Genomic DNA, 17011 nt, shown 5'->3' with positions numbered 1-17011 from the left:
AGGAACTCACCCCATGTCTACTGTGCAAGATTCCCTGCATGCGGTTATCGGCCGGCCGCACTCGCGCATTGACGGACCGCTGAAGGTCAGCGGCGAGGCAACCTATACGTCGGACGTCGACCTGCCGGGCCTGCTGCATGCGGTCCCGGTGAGCAGCACCATTGCCAGCGGCAAGCTGGTCTCCCTCGAATTCGCCGCGGCGGAATCCATGCCTGGCGTGCACGCGGTATTGCATCGCGGCAACATTGGCCGGTTCTACCGGATCTCCGGCAATTCAATGGATACCGGCTACGTTGACGAGGCACGTCCACCGTTCGAGGACGACATCATTCGCTATTACGGCCAGTACGTTGCGCTCGTGATAGCGGATACGTTCGAAGCGGCGACGGCGGCGGCCGCCGCCGTCAAGGTCGGTTATGAAACCGCCCCGCATGACGTGAGCACCACGCTGTCAAGCGATGCGGAACTGAAGGTTGAAAGCGAGCGTGGCGACGCCGCGAGCGCTTTCGACAGCGCGCCCGTCAAGATCGACGAAAGCTACGTGACGCCGGTCGAGACGCATAACCCGATCGAACTTCATGCGACGGTCGCACACTGGGATGGTGATAGTTATACGTTCTACGAAACATCTCAGGCAATCTCGAATCATCAGGGCACGCTGATGCAGATGCTCGGCCTGCCGAAAGAAAAGGTGCGGGTCATCTCGCGCTATCTGGGCTCGGGTTTTGGGGGCAAGCTGTGGATGTGGCCGCATTCGCTGCTGGCTGCCGCTGCGTCGCGCCACACAGGTCACCCGGTAAAACTCGTGTTGAGCCGCAAGATGATGTTCCAGAACGTCGGGCATCGCCCGCTGACGCAGCAACGCGTGCGTCTTGGCGCGAACGCCGACGGCACGCTCACATCCATTCGCCATGACTACCTGAACCACAGGTCGATCCTCGACGCGTATTCCGAAAACTGCGGCGAAGCCACGCCGCTGTTGTACAGCACGCCGAACCTGCGCGTGAGCTCGGGCACCGTGCCGCGCAACGTCGGCTCGCCTACGGCCATGCGCGGACCGGGCGCGGTGCCGGGACTCTTTGCGCTTGAATCGGCGATGGATGAGCTTGCATTCAAGCTGGGTATCGATCCCGTGGAGCTGCGTATCAGGAACGAACCGCGCGTTGATGAAAGCAGCGGCCTGCCGTTCTCATCGCGTCACCTGGTGGAGTGCTTGAGCACGGGCGCGGACAAGTTCGGCTGGGCGCAGCGCACACCCGGTATTGGTTCCATGAAGCGCGACGGCCTGACGTTGGGCTGGGGCGTGGGAGCTTGCAGCTGGCTGGGGCTCAGGTTCTCGGCCGAAGCCACGGTCGACCTGCGCGCGGATGGAACGGCGAGGGTGGTATGCGGCACACAGGATATCGGCACCGGCACTTACACCATCCTCGCGCAACTTGTCGCTGCGCAAACGGGGCTGCCGCTGGACAAGATAGAGGTTGGTCTCGGCGATACCGCTCTGCCGCCAGGACCGATATCCGGCGGATCGGCGGCGACCGCTTCGGTGATTCCAGCCGTTTTCGACGCCGCTCGCGCGGCAATCGGCACCGTGCTCGCACGCGCTGCGGCGGTGTCCGGATCGCCGTTCGAAGGCACCGGCGCGGACACGCTGGCGTTCAGTGAGGGCCGGGTGCATCGCAAGGGTGAAACGCCGGCGAGCGGCGTGCCGTTCAGCGACATACTGGCGGCGGCAAAGATGCATGCGGCGTCGGGAAGCGGCCGTGCGGCGGGCGGCTTCGATGACCCGTTGAAGAAGAAGTTCTCCATCCATTCGTACGGCGTGCATTTCGCCGAGGTCACGTGGCAACCGGAGATCGCGCAACTGCGCGTGAGCCGCGTGGCCACTGTGATCGACGCGGGGCGCATCCTCAACCTGAAGGCCGGGCGCAACCAGATTGAAGGGGCGATCGTCATGGGGGTGGGCATGGCGCTGTTCGAGCATACGAGTTATGACGAACGGACCGGCGCGCCAATCAACAGCAATCTCGCCGATTACATCATCGCGTCGAATGCGGATACGCCCGCGCTGGACGTTACGTTCCTGGACCATCCCGATACGATCTTCAACGAGCTGGGTGCACGGGGTATCGCCGAGATTGGTCTGGCGGGGATAGCGCCGGCGATTACCAGTGCAGTTCATCACGCGACAGGGGTACGGGTCCGGCGGCTGCCGGTGATGATCGAGGATTTACTGGTTTGAGGTGGCGGGCGGGCCTGCGTGGCCCGTGACCCGTGACCCGCCGGAATATATTCAAGCCCGCGCTGGCCTGACTGGATCATCTGGACACGCGCCAGAATGGTGCAATTCAGGCAGTTGATAACCTGGCCGGACCGTATGGTTTAAAAAGCAAAGCGGTTTGCTTGACAGGCGCGCCCCGAGCAAGCCTTGTTCCTTGATATCAACGTGCGGCCAATGGGACCAGAAAACAACATTTCGTGATATTCGCGGTATTGAACTAGTTGTTTTTTTGGAATAGATTAACTTCGGCTCGCGTTCTCCACGAAAGTTGTTGCCAAACATTTTCAGTGCGAGCTTGAGACCGCGAGCTTGCTTGCGGTCTCACCCCATTACAGTGTTTTGACGATAGTTTTTCATTTTGTTTATTGCCAATCTATTTAGGCATACAAATAAAATACTTTAACGAACCAAAGGTCCGGATATCTTCTAATACCTGAAAACGAAAAACCTTTCCCGTGTCTGAGCGTGGAGAAAGAGATGAAGAAGAGTGCACTAAGCGTAATCTCGTTGGCGCTCCTTGGTGTGGCAGGCGGAGTGCGGGCTCAGTCGAGCGTTACCCTGTATGGAACAATCGACGCGGGCGTGGGTTATGTGAAAACCAGTCAAGGCGCGCGATGGGGTTTTATCGATGGGACTTTGTCGGGTGATCGCTGGGGCTTGAAGGGTTCGGAAGATCTCGGCGGCGGTATGAAAGCCATCTTTGATTTGGAAAATGGCTTCGATATTGGCACGGGGCAGTTAGGCCAGGGCAACCGCGAATTCGGGCGTCAGGCATTTGTCGGTTTGTCGGGTAACAGCTGGGGCACGTTGACCCTCGGGCGGCAATACGATCCGCTCGTTGATATGGTTCAGCCGCTGACCGCTGACAATTATTTCGGAAGTATTTTCGCGACACCGGGCGACGTGGACAACTACGACAATAGCCTGCGTGTATCCAATGCCGTGAAATACGTCTCGCCAAACTATGCCGGCTTGCAGTTCGAGGGACTATACGCGTTCAGCGGTCTGGCTGGCCGCACGGGGCAGGGGTACACCTACAGCGGTGCAGTCACCTACAACAACGGTCCGCTCGGTATTGCGGCGGGCTATTTCCTCGCGACGAACCCCAGCCCGACTGCGGGCGCATTTCGCGACGCCTGGGACCCGACTTCATCGTCAGACGCAATCTTCGACGGCGCGATCAACAGTGGTTATGCAACCGCCAAATCGCTGGGGATTGCACGGGCGGGAATTCAGTATGCGCTGGGTCCTGTAACGGTCGGCGGCTCTTACAGCAATGCGCAGTATAAAAACGACGGCGATTCAACCTTCACGAGCACCGAGAAGTACAACGTTGGCAATGCGTTCGTCAATTACCAGGCGACCCCGGCCATGCTGTTTGCCGTAGGCTACTCGTATGAGAAGGCGAGCGGGAATACGTCGGCCACGTATAACCAGGCCAGCCTTGGTGCGGACTATTCATTGTCCAAGCGTACCGATCTTTATGCGGTCGGCGCGTATCAGCATGCCAGCGGTACGCAGCTCAATCCGGACGGCACGACGTCGGCGGCGCAGGCTTCGATCGGCTCGTATGGTTTCAACGGCACCGCCAGCCAGGAAATGTTCATCCTGGGCATGCGTCATAAGTTCTGAGGGCGTTGGCAGCCGGCGAGACATGCGCGACCGCATCAATCAGCAACGAGGATCATGCGCAGTAACATAGTACTGCACAGCATGATTCGCACGATCGGCGCATGGTTAGAAACGGTAGCCGATGCCGGCCAGAAAAACGTCGCTATCCTTGTTGTAGCCGGTCAGGACACAGCGGCGTCACACGCCGGAGAGTGCCACTGCGGAGTACCTCAGGCCTGTTGAGGCCTACCCGTCGCTTGGATACGAGATCTCCATTGTTCCGAAGGCCGGTGTGAATGAACGCGCCGATTTTGTCCTGAATGCCCTGGGCAAGAGTTGGGGGCATCGGGTTCATACGCGAAGGCGCTCAGGAACCCGATCACGTCGGGACATGATGCATCACCGTCGCACGAAGCGCTGACGAACACCGGCCGTGCACGATTCAATGGTTGATGGTCTCGAGCGCCAGCCCCTTGGTGGAAGGTCCGAGCAGGATCATGCAGATCGCCACAAGCATGGACATGCCGATAAATACAGCGACGCCGGTCACGCCATAGCCGTGCAACAGAATGCCGATCGCGAGTCCGGCAAAGGCCGCGGAAATCCGGCTCCATGAATAGACAAAGCCGATCGCACGGGCACGCACGCGGGTCGGATAGAGCTCGGCCTGATAGCCGTGGTAGGCATAGGACATGATGTTCGCCGCCAGCGTGAACAATACGCCGAGCACGATCAGAAGCCATGGCGCGGAGACCTGGGAAAATATGGCAATGACGACGCCCATCGTGATGAGGCCGCCGCAGATCTGGGTCTTCCGTTCGAGCCTGTCGGCGAACAGCGTACCCAGCAGCGGACCAAAGGGATTGGCAATCGCAATGACGAATGCATATCCCAGGCTCGCCGTGACATGGATGCCGCGGTGGATCAACAGTGTTGGCACCCAGGCCGCGAAGCCATAGAAACCGATCACTTGCGCCATGTTGAAGATCGACAGAATGATCGTCCGGCGCCGGTAACCCGGCGCGAAGATTTCACTGAGCGAGCCACGGCCTTCTCTCTCGGGTGCGACCGTCTTGGGCGGCGGCAAGCTGATGCCTTTCTCTGCGACAACCCGCCGTTCAATGTCTGCAACGATAGCTTCGGCTTCTTCTATCCGGCCATGACGCGCGAGCCAGCGCGGGCTCTCCGGAATATGACGGCGCAAGATCCAGACGACCACGGCGCCGACCGATCCGATCAGGATGACCACCCGCCAATAATCAAGGCCGAGCGGCTGCGTCCCGTTCAATGCATACGCAAGAAACGCGACCACCGGCACGACGGCAAAGGTGATGAACTGGTTCATCGCGTACGCGCGGCCGCGCTCCTGGCTGGGGATCAGTTCGGAGATGTATGTGTCGATCGTGACCAGCTCGACGCCAATACCAATGCCCGCGACAAAGCGCCAGATATCGAGCGCGAATCCGGATTGCTGGAACGCCATGATCACCGTACAGACCATGTACCAGAGCAGTGAGTACGTGAAGATCAGGCGCCGTCCAAAACGGTCCGCTACATAACCCAGTACCAGCGTACCGACCCAGAGTCCTGCGAAGGTGGCAAAAACGAACGTGCCGAAACCCGCGACCGCGAGCGGCTGAAGGGCAGCAAAGAAACCGAGCGATTCCGGTTTGAACAACCCGGACTGGATCATGCCGGGCGCGACGTAGCCCGTGAAGAAGAGGTCATAGAACTCGAACACACCGCCCAGCGAGATCAGGATCACCATGGTCCAGACGGTGCGCGAGGGGGGCAGCCGATCAAGCCGTGCTGCAATTTCCGCTGCTTTCTCGCTGGACATGTAAGCCTCTTATTTTTGAAAGAACTGTAAAGTCGATCGCGACGCCCGTTGCTTCTTGTCGCGGAAGTTCAGTAACAGCAAGCCGGTAATAAAGACGGCATTGCAAAATCCAAAGGATGCGAACGACGCCCGTGTTTCCCGGCTATTGCCTGCCTTTGAATCGCCTCGATCCACGCGAAGGAAATGCGGCCGTCGCGGGACCCTCCGCAATCTCGCACATCACCACGATATTCAGCAATGCGGGCGAATACCAACGCATCGTTTGTGGTTGACGTGAGATGCCCAGCGTCGAATTTCTCAGTCACATCGATTCAATGCTTTAAGACGGCTGCGCTCAAGTGAATGCGCAAGTGAATCCTTTAGCGGCTCCTTTAGCGGCTCCTTTAGCGATCGATGTGAACGCGCAGGTTCCCGCTAGCAGCAAGGAGGTATCCGCGGGCCGGTATCAACAAGCGTTGCTTCTCCCAGGAAGGCGGTTGGCGCAAAGATCTCACGCAGATTTCGCGCGCTTGCTTCAGGAGTTCCGCGCTTGTCAGATCATGCCTGTGCGAGCATCATCTAGCCTGAATTTATCCAGTTCCCGGACCGGGCGGCAGCAGGGCGGTTGGCTCCAGACTGGCGCTATTGACTGCTTGCAGCAATGAGCCAGATCGAGCTCTTGCCTTGACAAAGCGAGCGCAAGCGGCCCTTGCGCAGCCGGACCATATCGACAGGAGATAATCAAATGAATGTGTCAATCTCGCGACGGGCTCTCATTGTTCTCGCCGGTGCCATGTGCGCAGGGGCAATCAGCTTTGCACAGGCAGCGCCAGTTACGTTCACGGTGCCGCTCACCGGTGCGCAGCAGGTGCCGCCTGTCGAGACCTCGGGTACCGGCAGCGCCAACATCACGTACGATCCCGACACGCGGGTCGTCACCTGGGCAATCACCTTCAGCGGACTGTCCAGCGACGCCACCATGGCGCATTTCCATGGTCCCGCCGCGGCCGGCAAGAACGCACCGGTGAAAGTCTGGCTGTCTGAGAAAGGCGCCGCCGCCACCAGCCCGCTCAACGGCACCGCGACGCTGTCACCGGCGGACGCGCAGGAGTTTGTCGCGGGTCAGATGTATGTCAACGTGCACACGAAGGATCATCCCGCCGGTGAAATCCGCGGTCAGGTCGTGCCGCCCAAGAGCAACTGACACGGACTGAAACCGCGCTCAGAGATACATCGCGAGAAGCGTTGTTGCCGCGACGCTGACGACCAGCAAAAGCAGCACCAGCAGTGCAGATGCCAGCCGTGGCGCGCCGATCTGCTCCGGCAGGAGCTTGCGTCCGGTGAGCATGGGGCGCAGCAGGTTGTGACCCTTGGCGATCGCGTATAACGCGATCGCCAGCACGTGCAGCGCCACGGCCGCGAGCAATGCGTCCCACAGGATCGTGTGCAGCGCTGTGATGGCGTTGGCGATCGACGCGGGAACCCATTGGGTCAACGGCCCGTCGTCCGCCACGTCGTTGTTGACGTAAAGCCCGCTCAGCGTTTCGCCCAGCAGCAAAGCGAGGAGCAGCAGTACCATCCATCCTCCCGCCGCATTGTGGCCCACCTGCAGGTCGGCTTCGCGGCGAAACACATGGCGCAGATGCTGCCATGCAGCGGCGGGGGCGCGCAAAAAGCCACGGAATCGAGCGGTCTCGCTGCCGAAGAAACCCCACAGCAAGCGGAACAGCACCAGCGCCAGCAGCGCCTCGCCAATCCGCACGTGCCAGTCCATCCAGTTCAGCCTCGACGTCACATAGGCTGCTGCCACCAGCACGACCACCAGCCAGTGGAACAGCCTCGTTGGCATGTCCCAGACGAGCACCGGGCGGCCACCGGATTGCGTCTGTGCTGTAACGGGTCGATCAGCATCCATGTGCCGGTCCTCGAACGCGCTGCTCATCCCATAGCGGCGGAGGGGCATTCACCGTATTGCTGGCCATGTTCGTTGTCGTCTCATCGGCTTTGTGCCGGCTTGTCATTCCGCGGATGCAGCGGGTGGCTTGCACGGATGGGACGCCGGCATCCTCTTCGTCAGCTATGCGTGTCTATCCTCACTCAACGCAACGCGCCGTCGGTTCCATGAGCGGCGCCGTGTTCCGCGCGGGGCTGCGTGAGCGCACTGACGAGGACGAACACAATGATATTCAAAGCCAGCGCGAGGAAGCCGATATTGACGTCCTTCGCCGAATCGGGGAGAAAGGGAAACATCTGTCCGATGCTCAGGTGCAGGGTTGTGGTCACCACGACAACCGCCACGCCCGCAATGATCCCGCCCATGGCGCCCTGTTTTGTCGCGCGGCTCTTGTGCATCAGGCTCGCTATCAACGCAGGAAAGAGCTGTGTCACGAAGCTATAGCCCATCAGCAGCAGCGCGACGATCGTGTTGCCGCCCTGCAGCGTGAACCAGATGGCGACGAGTGCGACGACAGGCACGAGCCAGCGCGCAAGCCTGCCGACAAACGCATCGGAGGCCTGACGGTTCATCGCCCCTCGATAAACGTCGTTCGCGAGCAGGGTGGAGGCGGAGGTCAGGATCATCGAGCCCGGGACGAGCGCCGTCAGCACGCCGGCAGCGCCGATCACACCGACGATCCAGGGATCGAAACTCTGGATGGACAGCCGGAACAACGACAGGTCAATGTCACCGCCTTTCAGGCCCGGCACCTTGAGCGTTGCCGCAAATCCCACGAAGAACACGAACAGCAGGATCAGTTGATAGATGGGCAGGATGATTGCATTGCGCCGGAAGATCCGTTCGTCGCGAGCCGTATAAACCGAACCGAAAGTATGCGGCCACATGAAGAAACCGAGGGCCGTCAGCAGCACCGTGGACTGGAACCACGACACGCTCGACCCCTTCGCCGGGAAGGTGAGGAAGCCGGGCTTGGCGGCATCGATCGCATGGAACATCGGGCCAATGCCGCCGTAAAGGTGATAAGGCAGGTAGATGCCCAGCGCCAGTACCACGCTCAGGATCAGAATGTCCTTCACCACGGAATTCCATGCCGAGCCTCGTACGCCCGACAGAATCACGTAGGCCGTGACCACCAGCGCGCCGATCCAGACAGCGACCGTTGGCGATATCACGCCATACGAAGCCGTCGCCACAATGATGCCGAGCCCCTTGAGTTGCAGTACGAGATAGGGAATCAGCGCGACCACGCCGACCACGGCGACCAGGACGCCGAGCGCGGGGCTATCGTACTTGCGAGCGAAGTAATGGGGCTGCGAGACAAGCCGGTGTTTCTTCGCATAGCGCCAGATTGGCGGCAGCATCCAGTACGAGAGGATGTAGGCGAGGGTTCCGTACGCGAGAATGTAGTAGACGGGCGCGCCCTTGCCATAAGCGAAGCCGCTGCCGCCGAGAAAAGTGAACGTCGTGTAGATTTCTCCGGCCATCAGGAGAAACACGAATGCGGTGCCGAAGCTGCGGCCGCCGACAGTCCATTGCTCAAGGTTCATGTCGTGACCGCGCCGCGCACGCACGCCCAGATAGAGCGCCAATACCGTCACGGCAATGATGATAACCAGGGCGCTGCTCATGATCGGGACTCCGCGGCCTCGTTGACCGCCTGGCGATTGGTCGGATCCAGCCGATAGATGATGCCCATGATGATCGCGCTCAACACGATCCAGATCACGATCCACGCCAGCACGAACGGCATGCCGAGGACTAGAGGTTCAACCTGATTGACGAACGGGACACCGATGAGAATACCAATGAACGGTAGCGCGGCCATGATTCGAAAAAGCATGACGAATAACCCCCAGAGCTGTGTGTCTTGCGTGTCGGACACGTTTTTGTCCCGCTGACTCTATGCTTTATTCGTTGATTGGCAAAGTCGATCAAAAAAGTGTAGGTATTTTGAAAGGTATTGCGCCGGGGATATGACATGGGCTTTTAGAGGTCGAACTTGGTTTTAGGAAATGCTGGAAAGACAAATTTATCAGTAATCCGAAATAAGTTGATTGCCCCGCTACCAGAAAAAATCCAGGTCAAGCGGGCCTGAAAACGGCCGCGTCTAGGGTTTGAGAATGTTGCTGATATTGGATAGTGCGTCGAGCGTATGGCGCAGGTGGGCTCGAAGTGCTTCCGACGCTTCCTCGTTGCGCTCTTTTTCGAGGAGATCGAGAATATGGAGGTGCTGCTTGCAGTGCACGGCGTAGCGCTCCCGATGCTGCATCGAGCGGTAAGAGAGCAGCCGCCGAACCCGGTTCACCCGCTTGATCGTGTCAATGAAGAACGAGTTGCCGGACGCTTCAACCAAGGACTCGTGAAAACGCACGCCACGGTCATGTAGCTGATCCGCCGTGTCTGTCGCAATGCCGCCGGCCAGCAAGTGGATCTCCGCTGCGCGGCAACGCTCAAGCACTTTAGGGTCGAGCCGATAGCCCGGTTCGAGCAGCGCGGCAGGCTCGAGCGCAAGCCGCAGCCGATAAGACTTCAACAGGCTGTCCGGGGTCGTCAGCATGGCGGAAAACTGCCAGCCGTAACCGGGTTTGCGCTCGGCCCAACCCTCTTGCGCAATACGCCCCAGTACCGCGTTGAGCTGCGTTGTTGTCAGCCCGTAGCGTGCCCGGAGCAACTGCTCGGAGACTTCCTCAGGCAGCAGGCCCTTGAGCCGGTCGTCGGCAATGCGGAAGTAGACGCTCGTTACAACGTCCGACTCGCCTAATCCAAGTTGCTCGACGATCTCATCCAGCGGCGCCACCACGGGTTTCGCGAGAAAGAATCCGCGATTGCGTTCGCGGATCAGCACGCCCTTTTCGTGCAGGAAGGCGAGGGCATCGTTCACGGGCGAGCGTGAAACGCGCAGGCGGTCGGCAATCAGCTGCGCCGGCAAGTGGCTGCCAGCTGCCATGTCTTCTGCTTGAATAAAGGCGACGATTTGCGCGGCGATTGATCTGTCGTTCATAGTGATTCTTGCATTTCCGGCTGAGGTTCTGGCTCACCGCGACCGTATGTCAACTAGTTGGCGAATGGGCCGCCAGGGTTTTTTGCAGGATCAGCGGAATGACGCCGCCTGCACGCAGCAAAGCGATTTCCAGCTGCGTTTCCACGCCTGCCACGGCTTCAAATTGCTCGATGCTTCCATCCGCCCTGACAATCCTGGTAGCCACTTTACAACGGGGGCCAAGTGTCTCCGGCGCTGCGTTCACTTCCACCTTATCACCGGGCCGGATGTTCAGTGTGGAAGGGTTGACACCCTTGGGCAAGCGCAGAGGGAGGATACCCATGCCGATCAAATTGGACCGGTGAATTCGCTCGAAACTCACGGCAAGCACCGCGCGAATCCCGAGCAAGCGCTGGCCTTTCGCTGCCCAATCACGCGACGAACCCGTGCCGTATCGTTCACCCGCAATCAGGACGACCGGGTCACCGTCCGCGCGATATCGATTCGCCGCCTCGAAAATGGGAATCACGTCGCCGCTCGGGACATGCAGCGTGTTCGCAACAGGCGCGTCCGGCTTCAGCAAATTGACCAGTGTCCTGTTGTAAAACGCTGCCCGCACCATGACCTCCCAGTTCCCGCGACGCGACGCGAAGACGTTCAGGTCGCTTCGATCATCGCCGCGCCCGACAAGGAAATCCGCAACGTAGCTGTCCGCTGGAATGGCGCTCGCCGGCGAGATATGGTCGGTCGTTATGTCGTCGCCCACTACAAGCAAGGGGTAAGCACGGTAGGTTCCAAGTTGCGAGCCCTCTGAGAGCGCTGCGAACGGGGGACGCCTGAGCGCTGTCGAAGCAGCGTCCCATGGAAACCGCGCGCTGTCCGGAACCTCCATGTCGTGCCAAAGCGGATTGCGGCTGGCAATAGCGAACGCGCGGGGGTAGTCCGTCGACTCCGCGGCTTGCTGGACCAGGGCGGCGACCTCTTCGCGGTTTGGCCACAAATCTTTCAGGAACACGGGAGCGCCATTGGGTGCGACCTGGATCGGATCCCGGCTCAAATCAATTTCCGCATTGCCGGCGAGCGCGAAAGCGATGACCAAAGGCGGCGACATGATAAAGCCAAGGTCCAGGTCGGGATGGATCCGCCCTGGAAAATTCCGGTTGCCCGACAGCATTGCAACCGGGTAGATCGACTTGACCGCCATGGCCTCTTTGACCGGCTCGGTAAGCTGCCCGGAATTGCCGATGCAGGTCGTGCAGCCGTAACCCACGATATCGAAGCCAAGGGACGAAAGGTCATCAATCAGGCCGGCCCGCTCAAGATACGCGGCAGCCGCCGGCGAGCCGGGACCAAGTGATGTCTTGACCCAGGCGGGCACCATCAGTCCGAGCTTGCGCGCCTTGCGGGCGAGCAGACCCGCCGCAACCAGGAGGGCGGGATCGGATGTGTTGGTGCAACTGGTGATGGCGGCAATCGCGACAGGGTGTTTCGGCATCCCGGAGGCGTCGCTCGCCGCCTTGAAAGCAAACTTCTCCAGCGCCTTCGACGTATCGGAGTAGTCCAGCAAATCTTGCGGGCGCCGTGGACCGGCGACATGCATGCCGATCTCGCTCAGATCGATGTCGACCGTTCGCGTATAGGTCGGCGTTGCAGAAGGATCAAACCATAAGCCGGATTTCTTCGTAAATTGTTCGACCAGCGCTATCGCACTGGTCTTGCGGTTTGTGCCGCGAAGGTAATCCAGAGTGTGACCGTCCACCGGAAAAAAACCGGTCGACGCACCGTACTCAGGAGCCATATTGGCGACAACCGAACGGTCTCCCGCGGTCAGCGTCGCCACTCCGGGACCAAAAAATTCGACAAACTCCCCGGACACGCCGATCTGGCGAAGACGTTGTGTCACGGTCAGCGCCAGATCGGTCGCAAGCGTTCCGGGCCGGAACGCGCCCGTGAGCCGAACACCGATCACGTCGGGGATTCGCTGCATCACGGGCATGCCAAACATGACGGTCTGCGCTTCGAGTCCGCCTACACCCCATCCGAGCACGCCAATGCCGTTAATCATCGGCGTGTGGCTGTCGGTGCCGATGAGGGTGTCAGGTACAGCCCACCGTTCGCCGTCGCGCTCCACGACCGATACGACCGTCGCGAGCTGTTCGAGATTGATCGTGTGCATGATCCCCGTGCCGGGAGGATGGATCCGCACGCCGGTCAGTGCTTTCGACGCCCACCGCAAGAAGCGGTAACGCTCGTTATTGCGCCGCAGTTCAAGCTGCAGATTCATCGGGGCCGCGTCGGGGCGGGCGAAATACTCGACGGCAAGCGAGTGATCGACTGATGAGTCGACCGGCAGCACCGGATTGAGCGCGGTCGGGTCCGCCCCGGCCTCGGCCAACATGTCTCGCATGGCCGCGATATCCACCAGCGCGGGTGTGCTCGTCGTGTCGTGCATCAGCACCCGGTTCGGCTGGAAGGCGATCTCGACTTCGCTCGTGCCCCTATTGAGCCACTCAAGGATCCCGTCTACAGCAAGGCGGCGTTCCTCTGCGTGCGTGTTCCGAATCACATTCTCCAGCATCAAACGCAAGACGACCGGCAGCCGGGCGAGCTGCGCGCCGAACATGCCCGGCAAATCGATGAAGCGAAAAACGTCGTCGTCAAGCGTCAGGCGAGCGTCAGCGGGGAAGTAAGTGTTTTCCATAACTGTATTTTTGCATTTGTAAACGTAAAAATGCAATCTAGTAAAAACCCCAGACCAAAAAAATGGAGACAACCCCGTGGAACCTGGAAAACCATCGGCGCCCGTGCAGGGGATGAAAGCAAGCGCAAGCCGGCGCTCTCTTCTTCAAGGTGCCGTGTCGGTCAGCGCACTCGCGGCCGCGACCATGGTGGTTCCCTCGGCATTCGCGGCAACGGACCGGGCGTCTCGCCCAACGAATTCAAAAGGACAAGGTATGTTTGCTTATGTTGGTTGCCGGACGACGCGTGAACGTAATGCCAGGGGCGACGGCATCAGCGTCTATTCGGTCGACCAGGAGGCGGGAAGGCTCGAACTGGTGCAACTCCTGAAAGATCTGGTCAACCCGTCTTTCCTGGCACTGAGCGCCAACGGCGAGCGGCTCTACACCGTCCATGGCGACCTGAGCGACATCAGTTCGTTTGCCGTCGACAAGGCAAGCGGCAAGATCACATTCCTGAACAAGCAAAGCACCCAGGGACAGAATCCCGTTCACCTGGCGATCGACCCCACAGGGCGTTACGTCGTGGTTTCCAATCACATCGGGTCGAGTCTTGCCGTGCTGCCGATCGCCGAGGATGGTTCTCTCAACGCACTGACACAGTTGGTGAAACTTGAGGGTCCGCTTGGACCGCACAGGGTTGAGCAGACGGTGCCGAAGCCTCACTTCAACCCCTTCGACCCGTCCGGTGAATTTGTCATTGTTCCCGCCAAAGGTCTGGACCGGGTCCTGACCTATCGGTTCAAAGACGGTCAGTTGTCTCCCGGCACACCGGCGTTCGTGACCGCGAGAGAGACATCAGGCCCGCGCCATATAGCATTCCACCCCAGGTCGGGCTTCGCCTATTGCATCAACGAGCTTGACTCGACTGTCACGACGTACCGGTATTCATCGGCCAACGGGTCACTGCAACCGCTTCAAACCGTATCCACGCTTCCTGACACGTTCACGGGCAACAGCCGTGCATCGGAAATTGAAGTCGATCGCAGTGGGCGATATGTGTATGCGTCGAATCGAGGTTACGACAGCGTTGCCGTGTTCAGGATCGCTCCGGACACAGGCTTCCTGAGTCTCGTTGAAGCCGGGCAAAGCCGTGGCCGTACGCCGCGGTTCATGACATCGACGCCGGATGGACGCTTCATGTTCGTGCTGAATGAGGACAGCGACAGCATTGTTGCGTTCGCGGTCGACCAAACGTCCGGGCGGATCAAGCCGACGGGGTTCTCCGTACAAACCGGCAGCCCCGTTTGCATGGTGTTCTCGCAACATCAGGCGTAAGGCAGCTCCTTCGACCCTACAAGGACATCGAGCGGCGCCACGCCGATGCGACCGATATGCACGCACGATCAGCAATCAATGAGACCGCACTCGTCAGGAAGATCTCGTGGCGAATCATCCCGTTCGTGTTCGTTCTCTACGTTGTCTCGTACCTTGACCGCGCCAACATCGGATACGCGGCGTTGCAGATGAACAAGGCAAAATGGTTGAAACCCGAGGAGCGCGACTGGCTGCTCGCCGAGCTGGAAAACGACAAACGGGCACGTCCCGACGTGAAGCACATGGGGACATTCAAGGCACTCGCCAGTCCGAAAGTCCTCTACCTGTCGTTCATTTATTTTGTCTATCAATGCGGCAGTCTTGGCGTCGGGTACTGGATGCCGCAGATCATCAAAGGCTTTTCCACGGAACTCAGCCACACGCAGATTGGATTGATCGCGATGGTGCCGTACCTGTTCGCGACGGTCGTCATGGTGTTCTGGTCACGCAGTTCCGACCGGCGAAGTGAACGGCGCTTGCACTCGGCCATCCCGCTGGCGGTTGCGGCCGCGTCTTTGTGCGGCGCAGGAATCGCGCTGAATCCCTATGTTTCGGTTTTAATGATCAGCCTGAGCCTCGCGGGCTTGTATGCATTCAAGTCACCCTTCTGGGCGTTGCCTACCTTGTTTCTGTCGCGTTCGAGCGCTGCGGTGTCCATCGCCGTGATCAATTCAATCGGCAACCTGGGTGGTTTCGCAGGACCGTTCGCGATCGGCTATATCAAGGGGCAGGGAGGCAGCGCGACCACGGGACTTCTGTTCCTGTCCGGGTTGCTGGCGGTGTCTTTCCTGATGACGCTCCTCATTCGGATTAACGACCGCGCAGCGGCACAGGCAGCGCCTGTTCCGTCCAACAAAAGTGCCTGACTCATGGCTGCCGCCGTGAGCTTGAGCATCTGGACCACAGCGGCATTCGAGGTCGTCATCGCCGACAATTAATCCACCAACAGTCCATCCATTGGAATGGCGGGTGTTCGTCCTGCAATCAAGTCGGCCGTGATACGTGCCGAACCGTGCGACATGGTCCAGCCGATATGACCGTGACCTGTATTCAGATAGAGATTCCGATACTTCTTGCGGCCGAAAAACGGCAAGTTGGTTGGCGTCATCGGCCTCAGCCCGGCCCACATCTCTGCACGATCGTAATTCCCGCCAGCAGGATAGAGCTCCTGCGTCACGCGCTTCATGAAGGCGAAATCCGACGGCTTGTGACTGGTGTCGAAACCGGCGAATTCGGCCGTCGCGGTGACCCGGATCCGGTCGCCGAATCGCGAGACTGCGACCAGATTATGCTCATCGACCGCAGCAACATTCGGGGGCGACGGCTGTCCCTCTATCGGGATGGTGAGCGAGTATCCCTTGATTGGATAAATTGGAAGATTAACGCCAATCTGACGGCTCAGAACCGGGCTGTAGCTGCCGAGGGCCAGCACGTACGCGTCGCCTTTGATCAAGCCTTTGCTCGTTGCGATGCCCGTCACGTCCTGCCCCGAGGTTTCAAAGCCATTGATGGTGGTATCGGTCAGAATCGTGCCGCCCCGCGCGAGAATTTTTTCCGCAAGGGCGCGAGTGAACTTCGCGGAGTCTCCGGTCTCATCGGTCGGACAGTGGATAGCGCCCGCTATCTTGTCTTTCGCGGCGGCAAGCGACGGATCGAGCTCGACGACCTGGTTGCGGTCAAGGACCGTAATGAGCTGCCCGTCGGATTCGAGCAGCTTCATGTGCGCGACGCCACGGTCCAGCGCTTCCTGACTCCGGTGGAAATATAGAATGCCGCGGACGTTCCGATCGTAATCAACGGGGTCTTCAGCGATCACGTCCTGCAAGATCTTCTGCGAGTAAGCAGCCAGACGATGCTTGAGCAGGGTGTTACGGCGCGCCTTTTCCGCAGTGCACTCCATCAGGAACAGCCACGACCAGCTATACAGCCGGGGGTCGGCGGAGAACCTGAACCGAAGCGCCTGATCTTTCAGTACCAAGGACTTGAGCAAGGTCATTGGCGCTTTGGGCGAAGACCAGACAAAAGAGTGTCCGGGTGCAACCATTCCGGCGTTGCCCCAGCTGGTTTCACCAGCGACCACGGGCTGCCGTTCGATGATCACGACCTCATGGCCGTCCTTCTGTAGCTGGTACGCCGTTGTCACACCGACCACGCCGCCGCCGAGCACGATAACTTTCATGATGTCCTTATTCTCATTGCTGCCAGGGCGCAGGGCATTTCCCTGGCTGATCTTGCCCGTGGAACGAGTTTGACGCAATAAAGTGTCGACACCAATGTATATAAACAAAAAAACAAATGCAACGGCACCGTT

The 17011-nt window shown here is 59.6% G+C and carries 12 protein-coding genes; 5 read left to right on the top strand and 7 right to left on the bottom strand.

Annotated elements, in window-relative coordinates; genetic code table 11:
* Window positions 1-13 precede the first annotated feature (13 nt).
* A complete protein-coding gene (locus ABH944_RS07880) occupies window positions 14-2239 on the top strand; it encodes a xanthine dehydrogenase family protein molybdopterin-binding subunit (protein ID WP_404605846.1) in 2226 nt (741 codons plus the stop codon).
* A gap of 516 nt (window positions 2240-2755) precedes the next feature.
* Entirely contained in the window at window positions 2756-3910 is a 1155-nt protein-coding gene (locus tag ABH944_RS07875) for a porin (RefSeq protein WP_404605848.1), read from the top strand.
* 421 nt (window positions 3911-4331) lie between these two features.
* Here the strand turns inward: ABH944_RS07875 and ABH944_RS07870 are convergent, their stop codons facing one another.
* Window positions 4332-5729 carry an MFS transporter gene (locus tag ABH944_RS07870; protein WP_404605850.1) on the bottom strand — a complete coding sequence of 466 codons (1398 nt, stop codon included), beginning with the start codon at window positions 5727-5729 and terminating at the stop codon, window positions 4332-4334.
* Between the two features lie 724 nt (window positions 5730-6453).
* Here ABH944_RS07870 and ABH944_RS07865 point away from each other — a divergent pair.
* On the top strand, window positions 6454-6912 hold the full coding sequence (locus tag ABH944_RS07865; protein ID WP_404605851.1) for a CHRD domain-containing protein: 459 nt from the start codon (window positions 6454-6456) through the stop codon (window positions 6910-6912).
* Between the two features lie 18 nt (window positions 6913-6930).
* On the opposite strand, the gene ABH944_RS07860 is transcribed toward ABH944_RS07865, so the two are convergent.
* The 5 genes from ABH944_RS07860 to acnA form a co-directional block, all read right to left on the bottom strand.
* A complete protein-coding gene (locus ABH944_RS07860; protein WP_404605853.1) occupies window positions 6931-7623 on the bottom strand; it encodes a cytochrome b/b6 domain-containing protein in 693 nt (230 codons plus the stop codon).
* A gap of 182 nt (window positions 7624-7805) precedes the next feature.
* The gene (locus tag ABH944_RS07855; protein WP_404605855.1) at window positions 7806-9293 is read right to left on the bottom strand and encodes a sodium:solute symporter family protein; all 1488 of its coding nucleotides are present in this window, start codon (window positions 9291-9293) and stop codon (window positions 7806-7808) included.
* Window positions 9290-9505 (bottom strand): DUF3311 domain-containing protein, encoded by a 216-nt coding sequence (locus ABH944_RS07850; RefSeq protein ID WP_062083695.1) that lies wholly within the window; start codon window positions 9503-9505, stop codon window positions 9290-9292. Before ABH944_RS07850 ends, ABH944_RS07855 begins: the two co-directional genes overlap by 4 nt.
* Window positions 9506-9772: 267 nt before the next feature.
* Window positions 9773-10666: a GntR family transcriptional regulator gene (locus ABH944_RS07845; RefSeq protein WP_404605857.1), complete on the bottom strand. Its 894-nt coding sequence runs from the start codon at window positions 10664-10666 to the stop codon at window positions 9773-9775.
* A gap of 49 nt (window positions 10667-10715) precedes the next feature.
* Entirely contained in the window at window positions 10716-13346 is a 2631-nt protein-coding gene (acnA, locus tag ABH944_RS07840; protein ID WP_404605858.1) for an aconitate hydratase AcnA, read from the bottom strand.
* Between the two features lie 76 nt (window positions 13347-13422).
* On the opposite strand from acnA, the gene ABH944_RS07835 reads away from it, so the two are divergent.
* Both ABH944_RS07835 and ABH944_RS07830 read left to right on the top strand, forming a co-directional pair.
* Window positions 13423-14661, top strand: coding sequence for a lactonase family protein (locus ABH944_RS07835; protein ID WP_472975129.1), 1239 nt, complete (start codon window positions 13423-13425; stop codon window positions 14659-14661).
* Between the two features lie 56 nt (window positions 14662-14717).
* The gene (locus ABH944_RS07830) at window positions 14718-15566 is read left to right on the top strand and encodes an MFS transporter (RefSeq protein ID WP_404605859.1); all 849 of its coding nucleotides are present in this window, start codon (window positions 14718-14720) and stop codon (window positions 15564-15566) included.
* Window positions 15567-15634: 68 nt separating this feature from the next.
* Here ABH944_RS07830 and ABH944_RS07825 read toward each other — a convergent pair whose 3' ends face one another.
* A complete protein-coding gene (locus ABH944_RS07825; protein ID WP_404606007.1) occupies window positions 15635-16879 on the bottom strand; it encodes a D-amino acid dehydrogenase in 1245 nt (414 codons plus the stop codon).
* Between the last annotated feature and the right edge of the window lie 132 nt (window positions 16880-17011).

The sequence above is a fragment of the Caballeronia udeis genome (assembly GCF_044909315.1).
Taxonomy (GTDB): Bacteria; Pseudomonadota; Gammaproteobacteria; order Burkholderiales; family Burkholderiaceae; genus Caballeronia; species Caballeronia udeis_A.
Note: the sequence above shows the minus strand (reverse complement) of the source record. Positions and strands in the feature narration are given on the sequence as shown.